Raw genomic sequence first — 14597 nt, forward strand, 5'->3', positions numbered from 1 at the left:
ATGAGCACCAACGACACTTCCGCCGCGGCACCGGCCGCCGATGCGCCGGCCTCGGCGCCGACTTCCCTCGACGTGCTGGCCCATCTGGGCGACGTCGTCGCGCAGCGCCGCGCGGAGGGCGATCCGGACAAGAGCTACGTGGCCAAGCTGTTCGCCAAGGGCCTGGACCAGATCCTCAAGAAGGTCGGCGAGGAAGCGACCGAGGTGGTGCTCGCCGCCAAGGATGCGGATCGCGCCAAGGATCAGGCCAAGGCCGCGACGCGGATGGCGGACGGCCAGCCGCAGGCGGCCGACAAGCTGGTCTACGAGGTCGCCGATCTGTGGTTCCACTCGATCGTGGCGCTGGCCGCCTTCGATGTCCGTCCCGAGCGCGTGCTGGCCGAGCTGGCGCGCCGCGAGGGCTTGTCCGGTCTGGAGGAATTCGCCCGCAGGGGCCAGAAGGAGGGTGCATGACGCAGTCGTTCGAAACGCAATCCCCGACCGTGGTACTCGACCCGGAGCGCGAGGCCAGCCTGCGCACCGTGGGCATCGTCAGCTACGTGCTGCATGCGATCGTGGCCATCGGCGCGGTGCTGCCCGGCGTGCAGGCCAGCGTGCTGCTGCTGGTGATCGCCGTGATCGTGGACCTGGTCAAGCGCGACGAGGCCGCCGGCACCTGGCAGGCGACGCACTTCTCCTGGCGGCTGCGCAGCGTGCTGTGGAGCGGCATCCTCTACATCGTCACCTTCCCGCTGTGGTTCCTGTTCGTGCTGCCGGGCTGGATCGCCTGGATCGCGATCTCGATCTGGTTCCTGTACCGCGTCGTGCGCGGCTGGCTGGCGATGAACGACCGCCGTCCGATGCCGATGTGAGCGTCGGGAAAAGCAATCCTCGACGCCTCTCTTTTCCGCGCCCGGTGACACCATCGCGCCATCACCGGGCGTCATCATCCGGTCCGACTTCCTGATTCCCCGCCATGAGCCACGACCCCAACTGCATCTTCTGCAAGATCGTCCAGGGCCAGATCCCGTCCAAGAAGGTCTACGAGGACGAGGACCTGCTCGGCTTCCACGACATTCAACCCTGGGCGCCGGTGCACTTCCTGCTGATTCCCAAGCAGCACATCGCCAGCATGGTCGACCTGACGCCGGAACACGCCGCCTTGATGGGCAAGATGGCCGTGCTGGTGCCCCAGCTGATGAAGGAGCTGGGCGTGACGAACGGCTTCCGCACGGTGGTCAACACCGGCTCGGACGGCGGGCAGGAGGTGTTCCATCTCCACATGCACGCCATGGGCGGCCCGCGGCCCTGGTTGAAAGGCTGAGCGCCCACCCCAGTGGCGTGCGATCGCTCCCTCTCACGAGAGAGGCGGGCGAGGGGAAACCAAGGAATGAGTTCGCCCATCGGTTGAGATTGGGCAGATAAGCCGCTGATGCGGGCAAGGGATGGTGCAGATCCCCCGCTTGCCTGTCACGTGCGGGTCGTAGAATTTCGCATTCGACTCTGGAGATTGTCATGGGTGGTTTGAGCATTTGGCATTGGCTGATCGTGCTGGTCGTGGTCATCGCCGTCTTCGGCACCAAGAAGCTGCGCAACGTCGGCGGCGACCTCGGCGCCGCGGTCAAGGGCTTCAAGGACGGCATGAAGGACGGCACGGCCGACGCGCCCGCGCAGCAGGTCGCCAACACCAACAAGGCGGCTGATCCGAACACCGTCGACGTCGACGCCAAGCAGCGCTGAGCGCGGCCGGCATGGTCGATTTCGGTTTTGACAAGCTGGTGCTGATCGGCGCGGTGGCGCTGGTCGTGCTGGGCCCTGAGCGCCTGCCGCGCGTGGCCCGCACGGTGGGGACGCTGCTGGGCAAGGCGCAGCGCTATGTCTCCGACGTCAAGGCGGAAGTGAACCGGTCCATCGAACTGGAGGAACTCCAGAAGATGAAGGGCCAGTTCGAGACCGCCGTCAGCGACGTGCAGGCCAGCGTGCAGCAGGGCGTGGATTCGGCCAATGAGACGCTGCAGTCGACCTGGTCGGACCTGTCCGTGGACGGCACGTCCTCGGACGGCTCGATCGGCGGCTACGTGTCGCCGGTCCCGGTCTACGCGCATCCCAAGAAGAACTGGCGCCTGAAGCGCGGCGCGACGCCGCTCTGGTACAAGCAGCAGTCCGGCGTGCGCCGGCATGCGCAATCCGGCGCGGCCCGCGTGGCCCGCTTCCGTCCCCCTCGCCGAGCGACATGAGCCAACAAGAAGACGAACTCGCCGGCACCGAACAGCCTTTCGTGTCCCATCTGATGGAGCTGCGCGACCGGCTGATCCGGGCGCTGCTTGCGGTCCTGGTCGCCTTCGGCGCGCTGTGCGTCTGGCCGGGGCCGGGCGGTCTGTTCGACCTGCTGGCGGTCCCGCTGGTCTCGCACCTCCCGCAAGGGAGCTCGATGATCGCGACCAACGTGCTGTCCCCCTTCCTGGTTCCGCTGAAGATCACGCTGCTGGCCGGCTTCCTGGTCGCGCTTCCCGTGGTGCTCTATCAGGTCTGGGCCTTCGTCGCGCCGGGCCTGTACTCGCATGAGAAGCGGCTGGTGCTGCCGCTGGTGGTGTCCAGCACCCTGCTGTTCTTCGCGGGGGTGGCGTTCTGCTACTTCTTCGTCTTCGGCAAGGTCTTCACCTTCATCCAGAGCTTCGCCCCCAAGAGCATCTCTCCGACGCCGGACATCGAGGCCTACCTGGGCTTCGTGATGAACATGTTCATCGCCTTCGGCGCCGCGTTCGAGGTGCCGGTGGTCGTGGTCGTGCTGGCGCGCATGGGCATCGTCTCGGTGGAGCAGCTCAAGCAGTTCCGCGGCTACTTCATCGTGCTGGCCTTCGTCATCGCGGCGGTGATCACGCCGCCGGACATCGTCTCGCAGCTCGCGCTGGCGATCCCGATGTGCCTGCTCTACGAGGTCGGCCTGTGGGCCGCGAACGCGTTCGGCCGCTACAGCCGCGCACCGGACGACGAGGCCGAAGGCAACGGCGACGGCAAGCCGGCGGCTTGATCGCCCCGCGTGGCGCGTCAGGCGCCGCGATGACACCTCAAACGACAACGCCGCCTCGGGGCTCCGACGGCGGCGTTTCTCTTTCGGGCCCTGGCAGGCGCCTGTGCGGGTGTCACTCGGGCGAGGTGTCGTCCGTCGTCTGAGGCTGGCGCAGGCCGACCTGCAGCGGCAGCTTCAGTGAGTCCTTGCCGCGCTGCACCGCGATGATGGTCTTGCTGTCGGGCTTGAGCGCCGCCACCACATTGACCAGCTCTCGCGGCGTGCGCACCGGCTGGCCGCCCACGTCGGTGACCACGTCGCCCGCTTCCAGGCCCGCCTTGGCCGCGGGGCTGGCCTTGAACACTTCCTTGACCAGCACGCCGTGGTCCACGCTGAGCTTGAGCGTCTCCACGACGTCCGAGTTGATGTCGCCGGTGATCACGCCCAGCCAGCCGCGCGAGACCTTGCCATCCTTCACCAGCGCTTCCAGCACCTGATAGGCGGAGTCCACCGGGATCGCGAAGCCGATGCCCAGGCTGCCGCCGCCGGTGCGCGAATAGATTGCCGTGTTGATGCCCACCAGCCGCCCCTGCACGTCGACCAGCGCCCCGCCGGAGTTGCCGGGATTGATGGCGGCATCGGTCTGGATGAAGTTCTCGAAGGTGCTCAGGCCCAGTTGCGTGCGACCCAGCGCGCTCACGATGCCCGAGGTCACCGTCTGTCCGACGTTGAACGGATTGCCGATGGCCAGCACCACGTCGCCGACCTGCAGCTCGCCGGCCTTGCCCGGATGGATCACGGGGAGAGGGGCCGGCAGCGTGATGCGCAGCACCGCCAGATCGGTCTCGGGATCGGTGCCGACCAGCTTGGCCTCGGTGTCGCGGCCGTCGGCGAGCTGCACCCGGATCTCGGTCGCCCCCGACACCACATGGTTGTTGGTCAGGACGTAGCCCTCCGGCGAGACGATCACGCCCGAGCCCAGTCCCGTCTGCGGACGCGCCTGCTGCGGCAGCCGCTTGCCGAAGTGGAAGCGCAGCCAGGGATCGGCGTCGATCTCACGCTGGCTCGGGGCCGGCTTGTTGGCCAGCACCGCGACCACCGCGGGCGATGCGGCCTGTGCCGCCGCGGCGAAGCTGAACTGCACGGCGGCGCGCGGAGGGGCGCCCTCGGCGGCCGGCAGCGTGGGCACCACATGGCCGACTTGGGGCGGCGCCTGCAGCCATTCCGGCTTGAGCGTGTGGACGACGAAATAGCCTGCCAGCGCCACCGTGGTGGCCTGGGAGAAAATCAGCCAGGTTTGACGCAAAAGAGATCCTGTCATGGCACATCGCACGGAGCTGGAGCGGCTGCTCGCCGCCACGCTGGAGCCCTCGCGGTTCAAGGATTATGGGCCGAACGGTCTGCAGGTCGAGGGCCGCGATCAGGTGCGGCACCTGGTGTGCGGGGTCACGGCCAGTCTGGCGCTGATCGACGCCGCCATCGAGAGTGGCGCCGACGCCATCCTCGTTCATCATGGGCTGTTCTGGCGCGGCCAGGACGGACGCGTGGTCGGTTGGATGAAGCAACGCCTGGCACGGCTGCTGGCGCATGAGATCAGCCTGTTCGCCTATCACCTGCCGCTGGACGCGCATGCGGAGCTGGGCAACAACGCGCAGCTCGCCCGGCATCTGGGCTGGGCCGCCGATGCGCGTTTCGGTGAACAGGATCTGGGCTACATCGGCGCGCTGCCGGCGGGCCTGAATTCGCTGGACGAGCTGAGCGCGCATGTGGAAGCGCGCCTGGGACGCGCGGCGGTGCGGGCCGCCGGCGATGGGCGGCCGCTCAAGCGCGTGGCCTGGTGCACCGGCGGCGCGCAGGGCTACTTCGAAGCCGCGATCGCGGCGGGCGCCGATGTCTTCATCACCGGCGAGATCTCCGAGCCGCAGGCGCATTACGCGGCCGAGACCGGCGTGGCCTTCATCGCCGCCGGCCATCACGCGACCGAACGCTACGGCGTGCAGGCGCTGGGCAAGGCAGTGAGCGAGCAGCTCGGCCTGCAGTACCGATTCATCGACATCCCGAATCCGGCATGAGCACCCGTCCCTTGCTCCTGACCATGGGCGACGCCTGCGGCATCGGCCCTGAGATCGCCGTCGCGGCCTGGGCGGCTGATCGCGGCGCGGACCTGCGGCTGGTGGGCGATGCGGGTGTGTTCCGGCGTGCGCTGGGCCTCATGGGCCTGGCGTTGCCGGTGGCGGTGCTCGACCAGGCCGACGATGTCGCGCCACCGGACTGCCTGCCCGTGTGGCAGCCGGCGGGTTTGCCTGCGGATCTGCTCGATCAGCCGCTGGGCCGCGTGAGCGCCGAGGCGGGCGCCGCCGCGGCGCGCTGCATCATCGCGGCGGTCCATGAGCAGCAGGCCGGGCGATCCCGCGCGCTGGTGACGGCGCCCATCCACAAGGAGGCGCTGCATGCCGGCGGCATCGACCATCCGGGTCACACCGAGCTGCTGCAGGCGCTGTGCGCCGACGGGCAGGGCCGCCTGCCGCCGGTGCGCATGATGCTGGCCAACGACGAGCTGCGGGTGGTGCTGGTGACCATCCATGTCGCGCTGCGTCAGGCGGTCGACCAGATCACCACCGGCCGCGTGCTGCAGACCTTGCGCATCACCGACGAAGCCTTGCGCCGCGCGGGCATCGCCGCGCCGCGCATCGGCGTCGCCGGCCTGAATCCGCATGCGGGGGAGGGCGGCCTGTTCGGTGACGAGGAGATCCATCACATCGCGCCGGCCATCGATCAGGCGCGCTCGCTCGGGATCGATGCGCGCGGCCCGTTCGCCCCGGACACCGTGTTCATGCGCGCGCGCCATGCGCCACCGGCGCATCCGGGCGAGTTCGACGCCGTCGTGGCGATGACGCATGACCAGGGCCTGATCCCGGTGAAGTACCTGGGCGTGGAGCAGGGCGTCAACGTGACGCTGGGGCTGCCGCTGGTGCGGACCAGCCCCGATCACGGGACCGCCTTCGACATCGCGGGGTCAGGTCGTGCTGATCCGGCCAGCATGGCTGCGGCGATCCGCATGGCGCGGACGATGTCGGCGGACTGAACGGCGGATCGGTCGGCGGATCGAATGCGGAAAGAGAGCGGCCGTAGGGCCCGCTCTCAGGCCTTGGCGCCCAGCGCCGCGAGCTGCTGACGCGCGCGCGCGGTGGCGCGTTCCAGCAGATGGGCGTGCTCGAAGGCGCGCAGGCGGCCGGCCTCGCACAGCTTGCGCAGCATGCGCGCGGTCATGGTCAGCGTCTGCTGATGCTTCTGGCCGTGGGTGAAGATGAAGAAGCTGCGGCTGGCGCTGATGTGGGCCAGACGCACCTTCTCCCACTGGCCGTCGCGATGCATCTGATAGGCGACGCCCAGCTGCAGGTGGTCGATCAGCAATTCGCCGGCGGTGGGCGCGGGCGCCTCCTCGGCCGCGGGCAGGCCGTCGATGCTGATGTCGACGGCAGCCAGCGGCTGCTCGTCGGCGCTCAGGTCGATGTCCACCTCGCCCGACCAATCCACGTGCTCGTCCTGGACCAGGCCCAATCGGCGTGCTTCCTCGTCGGACAGGCGCTCGGTGAGGTCCAGATCCAGCGAATCGTTCTTGGCGTTGGGCGCCGGGAGGTCCTGCTCGCGCGGCGGGGCCATGCCGAAGACCGACTCCAGCTGCTTGGCCAGCAGGTTGTATTCCAGCGGGCTCAAGGCCTGACCCTTGAGCGATTCCGCATGCGCCGGCAGCAGTTCGGCGAAGAACTTCTTGCGCGAGGGCTCCGGCCAGCGGACCAGATCCAGGCCTTCGTTGAGCGTGCGCATCAGCACCGGCAGCGAGGCGAGGAAGGCCTGGCGCTGCTGCGGCGTTGTTTTCGGCTGTACCGACAGGACCAGGTCGCGGCCCATCTGCCGCAGGCGATCCACCAGCGCGGCGTCCAGGTCGGGATGGCGGGAGGCGTAGACCAGCACCTCGCTCCAGGTGCGGGTCAGGAACTCGCGCATGAAGTCGCGCAGGTCCATGTCCGCCATCGCGCGCTCGAGCTGCTGCATGTAGCGCTGCTGCAGACGGAGCTCGGTTTCCTTGCGCTCCAGCAGCGCCGCCGCGTCGCCCTGCGACTTCAGCGTCTGGGCGGATTGGTCGGCGATGAACTGGTCCAGCTGGTCGAGCTTGGACTCGTACAGGTCCATGCGGTCGAAATCGCCGCTGACCACGTCCTGGACCAGCTCGCGCACCAGCGCGAGGAAGGACTTGCCGGGGTCGTCGGTGAAATCGTCGTAAGCCGCCGCCAGCGAGGCGATGCGGTTGACCAGTCGCCGCACCGGATGGCGCCGCGACGAGAAGAAGGAGCGGTCGCCCAGGGCCGCGCGCAGTACCGGCAGCTGCAGCCGAGCGATCTGCTGCGCCATCAGCGGCGGCAGCTTGGCGTCGGACAGGATCTGGTCGAACAGGCCCGCGACCACGTCGATCACCATGTGGTCCAGCGAGCCGCTCGCCGCCTGGCGCAGTTCGTCGCGGTGCAGGTGGATCAGGTTGGGCGGCAGGACGATGGGGCCGCCGTCGAGGTAGCCGCCCGCGCCCGGGTCGGCGTCCCAGCCCTGCCACTGGCTGTTGGATGCGAGGCCGCCGCCGGTGCTCGGGCCGGAGAGGCCGCCGGACGGGCTCTGCGCCAGCCGGCGCAGCAGGTCCATCAGTTGAGGATCGACGCTGCCGCCATGGCCACCGTGTCCGCCATGACCGGCCACGCCGCCATAGGCGCCCGGGCCGCCGCCCTGGAAACCGCCCGACACGCTGTGCAAGCCGCCGGCACGACTGCCGTGGCCACCGGCCTGCAGGGCGCCGGGCAGGGTCGCGTAGCGGCTGTCGTGCAGCGGCACGCCCGAGGTGCTTCCGCCCAGACCGCGTGTGCCGGCGCCTCGGTGGCTGTCGGTGCCGCGCACGCGCAGGTCCTGCGGGCGCAGGCCGCGGCTGCGGAACAGTCCGGCGATGTCGGCGTAGCAGGCGCGCATCTCCAGCGCCATCGCGCGGGTCAGCTCGTCGGTGAGGATCTGGCGGGTCTCGGCGTCGTCGGTGACGGCGTTCACGCCCTCGAGCAAGGCTTGCGCGATCGCCTGCGGGCGCAGCGGATGCCGCTCGTCGGAGACCCCGGGGATGTCGCCCATGAAGGCGTTGACCTCGCGCAGCTCCCACTCGCTCTGGTGACCGAGCGCCAGGCCGATGCGGTCGGTGGCGACCATCGCGTTGACCTGGTCGTCGTCCATCAGGGAGAGCTGGTCCCATTGCGTCGACTTGGCGCCGGCGCGCGACGAGGACGACGCCGAGTTCGTGGCGGCGGTCGAACTGGTCGACTCCTCCGCGGCCTGCTGACGCATGGACTGATCAAAACGCTGCGAGAAGAGCGCCTGATGCTTGCGGAAGAGGAACTGGGCGGACAACAGCGCGTCCCGCCGCTTGGCCTGTCCTGCGGACAGGGCGGAGAGACCCAGACCTTCGGCGCCGCGTTCGGCGGCTTGTTCCGCCGCCGTCCGCACGCGCTGCAGCGCCACGTCGACGTGGGGGTTGAGACGATTCATCGAGGCATCAGGACGCAATGTGGTGATGGCACCACATGACAAGTATCAGCCAGCCCATCCCCCGTATGGATGGGTGGCGCGCGTCATTCGCGCAAAAGCTGACGATTGACCGCGGCTTTACGCTTTGTCACGCCTCAGCGAATCGCGGATCTCGCGCAGCAGGACGATGTCCTCCGGGGTGGCGGCCGGCGCGACGGGCGCGGCCGGGGTTTCGCGCTTGAGGCGGTTCACCTGCTTGATCATGACGAAGATGATCAGCGCCAGGATGATGAAGTTCAGCAGCACGGTCAGGAAGCTGCCGTACGCGAACAGCGGGACGCCGGCCTTGGTCAGGGCCTCATAGGTCATGGGGCCGGTGTACCCGGCGGGCGGGTCGGACAGCATCACGAAGTAGTTGCTGAAGTCCAGGCCGCCGACGACCTTGCCCACCAGCGGCATGATCAGATCCTTGACCACCGAGTCGACGATCTTGCCGAAGGCGCCGCCGATGATCACGCCGACGGCCAGGTCCATCACGTTGCCCTTGACGGCGAACTCTCGGAATTCGGTCAAAAAACCCATCGCTTGCTCCTTGTGGTTCAGGTGTGCGAAGGCGCTAATACCAAGCGCTTTCCCGGGTGGCCCTCCGCCACCGAGCAAGCATCCTACCGGGGTTCGCGCCACCAGAAATGTCAACTTGGTGCGCGCCTGCACATCGGTAGAGCGCCTAGGGGCGGCCAGGATTTTTCGTGCCTAGAATCTTTGGTTGCCCCTGATCAGAAGTTCCCTGTAAGGACCCCAATGAGTGACCAACAAGTGGACCAAGGCAAGCGCACCTGGCTGATCGCCACCGGTTGCGCGGGAGCAGTAGGCGGCGTGGCCACCGCCGTCCCGTTCGTCAGCACCTTCGCCCCGAGTGAGCGGGCCAAGGCCGCAGGCGCCGCCGTCGAAGTCGACATCAGCGCGCTTCAACCCGGTCAGAAGCTGACCGTCGAATGGCGGGGCAAGCCCGTCTGGATCGTGCGTCGGACCAAGGAGCAGCTCGACGCGCTCAAGTCCAACGACGCGGACCTGGCCGACCCCAACTCCGACCGCAAGGCGTATCCCATCCCGGAATACGCCAAGAACGAGTGGCGCTCGCTCAAGCCGGAGTATCTGGTGGTGGTGGGCATTTGCTCGCACCTGGGCTGCTCGCCCAGTGACAAGTTCCAGGCGGGGCCGCAAGCGTCATTGCCGGACAACTGGCATGGCGGCTTCCTCTGCCCGTGTCATGGCTCGACCTTCGACATGGCGGGTCGCGTGTTCAAGAACAAGCCGGCACCCGACAACCTCGAAGTGCCCCCCTACGCGTTCCTGTCCGACACCAAGTTGTTGATCGGTGAAGACAAGAAGGCCTAACCAGGACCGAGGACGACATGGCTGAATTCAAGGAAGCACCCGCCGGCGCTCCGATGGGCGTGCGGCTGATGACGTGGGTGGACAACCGGTTCCCCGCGACCCAGCTCTACAAGGAGCACATGTCGGAGTACTACGCTCCGAAGAACTTCAACTGGTGGTACATCTTCGGCTCGCTCGCGCTGCTGGTGCTGGTGATCCAGATCGTCACCGGCATCTTCCTGGTGATGCATTACAAGCCCGACGCCGCGCTCGCGTTCGCGTCGGTCGAGTACATCATGCGGGACGTGCCCTGGGGCTGGCTGATCCGCTACATGCACTCGACGGGCGCCTCGGCGTTCTTCGTCGTGGTCTATCTGCACATGTTCCGGGGGCTGCTGTACGGCTCGTACCGCAAGCCGCGCGAGCTGGTCTGGGTCTTCGGCTGCGCGATCTTCCTGTGCCTGATGGCCGAGGCCTTCATGGGCTATCTGCTCCCGTGGGGCCAGATGTCCTACTGGGGCGCGCAGGTGATCGTGAACCTGTTCGCCGCGGTCCCGTTCGTGGGTCCGGACCTGGCGCTGCTGATCCGTGGCGACTACGTCGTCGGCGACGCGACGCTGAACCGCTTCTTCAGCTTCCACGTCATCGCGGTGCCGCTGGTGCTGCTGGGCCTGGTGGTGGCGCACATCATCGCGCTGCATGAAGTGGGCTCGAACAACCCGGACGGCGTCGAGATCAAGGCGAAGAAGGGCCCGGACGGACACCCGCTGGACGGCATCCCGTTCCACCCGTATTACACGGTGCATGACATCTTCGGCGTCGGCCTGTTCCTGATGGTCTTCACGTCCATCATCTTCTTCGCGCCGGAGCTCGGTGGCTACTTCCTGGAGTACAACAATTTCATCCCGGCCGACCCGCTGAAGACGCCCTCGCACATCGCACCGGTGTGGTACTTCACCCCGTTCTATTCGATGCTGCGCGCGACCACCGACGTGATGGTCAACGTGCTGTGCGTCATCGTGGCGGGGGCCGCGGTGCTGACGGTGCTGCGCAGCGCGTTTTCAGGCAAGGGCAAGCTCGCGACCATCGTCCTGGCGCTGGTCGGCATTGCGCTGCTGAAGTTCTTCGACGCGAAGTTCTGGGGCGTCGTGGTGATGGGCGGCGCGGTCATCATCCTGTTCTTCCTCCCGTGGCTGGATCACAGCCCGGTGAAGTCCATCCGATACCGCCCCGACTGGCACAAGTACCTGTACGGCATCTTCGTCCTGGACTTCCTGGTGCTGGGCTACCTGGGCATCAAGCCGCCGTCGGACGCCGGCACCATCGTGTCGCAGATCGGCACGCTCTACTACTTCGGCTTCTTCCTGCTGATGCCGTGGTGGAGCCGCGCGGGCTCGTTCAAGCCTGTTCCCGATCGCGTGACCTTCACGCCGCATTGATCGCCAACGTCACGGAGTCGAACGAATGAAGAAAATCATCGCCACGCTGTTGACGTCCATCGCACTCGGATCCGGGCTGATGTCGACGGCGTTCGCGTCGGAGGGCGGCATCGAGTGGGACCGCTTCCCGGCCACGAAGATGAACGACATGGCGGCGCTGCAGAACGGCGCCAAGATCTTCGTCAACTACTGCCTGAACTGCCACAGCGCGAACTTCATGCGCTACAACCGGCTCAAGGACCTGGACCTGACCGACGAGCAGATCAAGGCCAATCTGCTGTTCGCCGGAGAGAAGGTGGGCGAGACGATGAAGGTCTCGCTGGACCCGAAACAGGCCAAGGAATGGTTCGGAACGTTGCCTCCCGACCTCACGGTGATCGCCCGTTCGCGGGCCGACGGCAGCAAGGGATCCGGTGCGGATTACCTGTACACCTACCTGCGAAAGTACTACCGCGACGAAACCAAGGCCACGGGATGGAATAATCTCGCTTTCCCCAGCGTGGCCATGCCGCATGTGCTGTGGGAGCTCCAGGGCGTCCGCACCGCCAGGTTCGAGGAAGAAAAAGACCCGCATGACCCCGCCAAGGTCACGCATGTCTTCAAAGGCTTCGAACAGGTCACGCCCGGAACGATGACGACGCAGCAGTACGACGAGACCATCGCCGACCTGGTCGCCTATCTCCAGTGGATGGGCGAGCCGGCGCAGGGTCTGCGGTTCAGGCTCGGCATCATCGTGGTGCTGTTCCTGCTGGGGTTCACCGTGTTCGCCTGGCGCTTGAACGCTTCCTATTGGAAGGACGTCAAGTAAAAGTCCGATGATCTGGCGCGAGCCGGGTCTTCAAGCGCAGTGGGGCGCCGAAAGGCTCCCACTGCGTTGTCGTTTGTTTAGAAGAAGGAAGCCGAGAGGTTTCCACAGGAGTCCACAGCCATGATGGTGCTTTATTCCGGAACCACTTGCCCCTACTCGCACCGTTGCCGGTTCGTTCTGTTCGAGAAGGGCATGGATTTCGAGATCCGGGACGTCGACCTGTTCGCCAAGCCCGAAGACATCGCGCTGATGAACCCGTACAACGAGGTGCCCATCCTCGTTGAACGCGACCTGATCCTGTACGAGTCGCACATCATCAACGAGTACATCGACGAGCGCTTCCCGCATCCGCAGCTGATGCCGGGGGACCCGGTCGCCCGTGCCCGCGTGCGCCTGTTCCTGTTCAACTTCGAGAAGGAGCTGTTCGCCCACGTCAACGTGCTGGAGAACCGTGGCCAGGCGACCAAGCCGACGGAGAAGCAGCTGGAAAAGGCCCGTTCGCAGATCCGCGATCGCCTGACGCAGCTGGCCCCGATCTTCCTGAAGAACAAATACATGCTGGGCGACGATTTTTCGATGCTGGACGTCGCGATCGCTCCGCTGCTGTGGCGTCTGGACTATTACGGCATCGACATGTCGAAGAACGCCGTGCCGCTGCTGAAGTACGCCGAACGGATCTTCTCGCGTCCTGCGTACATCGAGGCGCTGACGCCGTCCGAGAAGGTGATGCGCAAGTAATACACTGCGGCGCTATGGATGACAGCAAGGACGGCGGCCCCTCGGCCGCCAGCTCGACGCGGCCCTATCTGATCCGCGCACTGCACGAGTGGTGCACCGACAACGGGTTCACGCCCTATATCGCGGTGCACGTCGATCGCACGGTGCAGGTCCCTTTGGAGTACGTCAGCAACAACGAGATCGTGCTGAACGTCGGTTTCGACGCGACCAGCAATCTGGACCTGGGCAATGAACTGATCGTGTTCAAGGCCCGGTTCGGTGGCGTCGCGCGCGAGATTCAGGTGCCGGTGGATCACGTGGTGGCGATCTACGCGAGGGAGAACGGGCAGGGCATGGCCTTCCCGCCGCCCACGCCGGAGGAGTCAGCCGCGGCGCCTCGGCCGGCGGCCGCGCCGCGCGGCCTGCGTCTGGCCTCGGACGCCGACGGCGAGCCGACCAAGCCGGAAGCCTCGCCCGTGATGACCCCGCCGCCCGAGGATGACGATCCCGGCGCGGGTCCGTCGGGCGGACGTCCGGCGCTCAAGCGCATCAAATGACGCAGCGGTCCGGCCAGTCCGGGCCGGGCTTCTTTTGCGTCTAGAATGAAGCCCACGCCGCACTTGATTGCGGCGCTCAGTTTTCAGCGTGCCGGCTTAGCTCAGTTGGTAGAGCAACCGCCTTGTAAGCGGTAGGTCATCAGTTCGAATCCGATAGCCGGCACCATCGAACACTCTCGAAGCCCCGATTCGTCCCAGGACGAACCGGGGCTTCGTTCATTCGGGCTTCCGAAAGCTGCTCCCGCCGCTGACGCAAGGCGGTTGCAGGCGCCGCCGATCGCCCGAAAGTCACTGTCGACCCGCTTGACAGTTCTGTGAACCATCACACGTATCAATCTGTACGTCATTGATTCTGATGATGTTTCCCGAATGGCACAGGGTTTGCTCTAGGCCGCCCCGTGTTCAACACGCCGGCCGACCTCCCAGAGCCGGCTTCACAGGGAGTCTTCATGCAGAACTTGTTCCGTCGCGGCCTCGCGACCTTGGCTGTCGCCGCATCTTTGGGCGCGGTGGCCGTGGCCCACGCGGCGCCGACCGATTTCTCCTTCGCTGGCAACTTCAGCAAGGCCAACGACGTCCAGACCTTCACCTTCACCGCCAACGGCTCCTCGGCGGTCCGTCTGATCACCTACAGCTACGCCGGCGGCACGCAAGCCAATGGCAACGTGGTCGCGGCGGGCGGCTTCGATCCGATCCTGGCGCTGTTCGATGCCAGCGGTGAACTGGTCGGCCAGAACGACGACGCCATCAGCAGCACCGCGGGGGCGTGCGGTGATGCGTCCGTCAACCCGGACCCGGTCGGCGGCGCGCGCTGGGACACTTGCCTGGACCTGACCCTGAGCGCGGGCGTCTACACCGTGTCGGTGATGCAGTACGCCAACTTCGCGATCGGCCCGAATCTGTCGAACGGCTTCCGCTACGACGGCAACCCCAACTTCCTGGCCAACCAATGCGCCAATGGCGTCTTCTGCGACGACGGCCGTCGTGAGCGCACCTCGTTCTGGGCCTTCGACATCCTGAACGTGGAAGGCGCGCAGCAGAACGACGTGCCGGAACCCGCCTCGCTGGCGCTGGCCGCGATCGCGCTGGCCGGACTGGGCGGCGTGCGCCGCCTGCGCCGCAAGGCCTGACCCCACGGCCACCTCGGGCGCGCA

General features: G+C 66.8%; 17 protein-coding genes and 1 tRNA gene. 15 read left to right on the plus strand and 3 right to left on the minus strand.

What is annotated here, in order from left to right; all coding sequences use genetic code 11:
* From ABDW59_RS01860 to tatC, 6 genes are all read left to right on the plus strand, one after another.
* Positions 1 to 453, plus strand: coding sequence for a phosphoribosyl-ATP diphosphatase (locus ABDW59_RS01860; RefSeq protein ID WP_343627664.1), 453 nt, complete (start codon positions 1 to 3; stop codon positions 451 to 453).
* Positions 450 to 851 carry a hypothetical protein gene (locus ABDW59_RS01865; protein ID WP_343627665.1) on the plus strand — a complete coding sequence of 134 codons (402 nt, stop codon included), beginning with the start codon at positions 450 to 452 and terminating at the stop codon, positions 849 to 851. Before ABDW59_RS01860 ends, ABDW59_RS01865 begins: the two co-directional genes overlap by 4 nt.
* A gap of 104 nt (positions 852 to 955) precedes the next feature.
* Positions 956 to 1303: a histidine triad nucleotide-binding protein gene (locus ABDW59_RS01870; protein ID WP_343627666.1), complete on the plus strand. Its 348-nt coding sequence runs from the start codon at positions 956 to 958 to the stop codon at positions 1301 to 1303.
* 191 nt (positions 1304 to 1494) lie between these two features.
* The gene (gene tatA, locus ABDW59_RS01875; protein ID WP_343627668.1) at positions 1495 to 1719 is read left to right on the plus strand and encodes a Sec-independent protein translocase subunit TatA; all 225 of its coding nucleotides are present in this window, start codon (positions 1495 to 1497) and stop codon (positions 1717 to 1719) included.
* 11 nt (positions 1720 to 1730) lie between these two features.
* Complete coding sequence (gene tatB / locus ABDW59_RS01880; protein ID WP_343627669.1) at positions 1731 to 2216, plus strand: Sec-independent protein translocase protein TatB; 486 nt, start codon at positions 1731 to 1733, stop codon at positions 2214 to 2216.
* Positions 2213 to 3010 (plus strand): twin-arginine translocase subunit TatC, encoded by a 798-nt coding sequence (gene tatC, locus ABDW59_RS01885; RefSeq protein WP_343627670.1) that lies wholly within the window; start codon positions 2213 to 2215, stop codon positions 3008 to 3010. The genes tatB and tatC overlap by 4 nt, the downstream gene beginning before the upstream one ends.
* Positions 3011 to 3122: 112 nt before the next feature.
* Here the strand turns inward: tatC and ABDW59_RS01890 are convergent, their stop codons facing one another.
* Positions 3123 to 4295, minus strand: coding sequence for a trypsin-like peptidase domain-containing protein (locus ABDW59_RS01890; protein ID WP_343627671.1), 1173 nt, complete (start codon positions 4293 to 4295; stop codon positions 3123 to 3125).
* Between the two features lie 13 nt (positions 4296 to 4308).
* Between ABDW59_RS01890 and ABDW59_RS01895 the strand changes: the two genes are divergently transcribed.
* Both ABDW59_RS01895 and pdxA read left to right on the plus strand, forming a co-directional pair.
* Positions 4309 to 5061 carry a Nif3-like dinuclear metal center hexameric protein gene (locus ABDW59_RS01895; protein ID WP_343627672.1) on the plus strand — a complete coding sequence of 251 codons (753 nt, stop codon included), beginning with the start codon at positions 4309 to 4311 and terminating at the stop codon, positions 5059 to 5061.
* Positions 5058 to 6074, plus strand: a complete 1017-nt coding sequence (pdxA, locus tag ABDW59_RS01900) for a 4-hydroxythreonine-4-phosphate dehydrogenase PdxA (RefSeq protein WP_343627673.1) — start codon at positions 5058 to 5060, stop codon at positions 6072 to 6074. The genes ABDW59_RS01895 and pdxA overlap by 4 nt, the downstream gene beginning before the upstream one ends.
* Before the next feature lie 56 nt (positions 6075 to 6130).
* Here pdxA and ABDW59_RS01905 read toward each other — a convergent pair whose 3' ends face one another.
* Positions 6131 to 8566: a DUF1631 family protein gene (locus ABDW59_RS01905; RefSeq protein ID WP_343627674.1), complete on the minus strand. Its 2436-nt coding sequence runs from the start codon at positions 8564 to 8566 to the stop codon at positions 6131 to 6133.
* 117 nt (positions 8567 to 8683) lie between these two features.
* Positions 8684 to 9127, minus strand: coding sequence for a large conductance mechanosensitive channel protein MscL (mscL, locus tag ABDW59_RS01910; protein WP_343627675.1), 444 nt, complete (start codon positions 9125 to 9127; stop codon positions 8684 to 8686).
* A 219-nt stretch (positions 9128 to 9346) separates the two neighbouring features.
* Between mscL and petA the strand changes: the two genes are divergently transcribed.
* From petA to ABDW59_RS01945, 7 genes are all read left to right on the plus strand, one after another.
* A complete protein-coding gene (gene petA / locus ABDW59_RS01915; protein ID WP_343627676.1) occupies positions 9347 to 9943 on the plus strand; it encodes a ubiquinol-cytochrome c reductase iron-sulfur subunit in 597 nt (198 codons plus the stop codon).
* 17 nt (positions 9944 to 9960) lie between these two features.
* A complete protein-coding gene (locus ABDW59_RS01920; protein WP_343627677.1) occupies positions 9961 to 11361 on the plus strand; it encodes a cytochrome bc complex cytochrome b subunit in 1401 nt (466 codons plus the stop codon).
* Positions 11362 to 11386: 25 nt separating this feature from the next.
* Positions 11387 to 12169, plus strand: a complete 783-nt coding sequence (locus tag ABDW59_RS01925) for a cytochrome c1 (protein ID WP_343627679.1) — start codon at positions 11387 to 11389, stop codon at positions 12167 to 12169.
* A 120-nt stretch (positions 12170 to 12289) separates the two neighbouring features.
* Complete coding sequence (locus ABDW59_RS01930) at positions 12290 to 12907, plus strand: glutathione S-transferase N-terminal domain-containing protein (protein WP_067061738.1); 618 nt, start codon at positions 12290 to 12292, stop codon at positions 12905 to 12907.
* Positions 12908 to 12921: 14 nt separating this feature from the next.
* A complete protein-coding gene (locus ABDW59_RS01935; RefSeq protein ID WP_343627681.1) occupies positions 12922 to 13443 on the plus strand; it encodes a ClpXP protease specificity-enhancing factor in 522 nt (173 codons plus the stop codon).
* 90 nt (positions 13444 to 13533) lie between these two features.
* Positions 13534 to 13609, plus strand: a tRNA-Thr gene (locus ABDW59_RS01940).
* Between the two features lie 283 nt (positions 13610 to 13892).
* A complete protein-coding gene (locus ABDW59_RS01945) occupies positions 13893 to 14573 on the plus strand; it encodes a DVUA0089 family protein (protein WP_343627682.1) in 681 nt (226 codons plus the stop codon).
* Positions 14574 to 14597 lie beyond the last annotated feature (24 nt).

Origin of the sequence: Roseateles sp. (genome assembly GCF_039595295.1) — a bacterium.
Taxonomy (GTDB): domain Bacteria; phylum Pseudomonadota; class Gammaproteobacteria; order Burkholderiales; family Burkholderiaceae_C; genus Roseateles.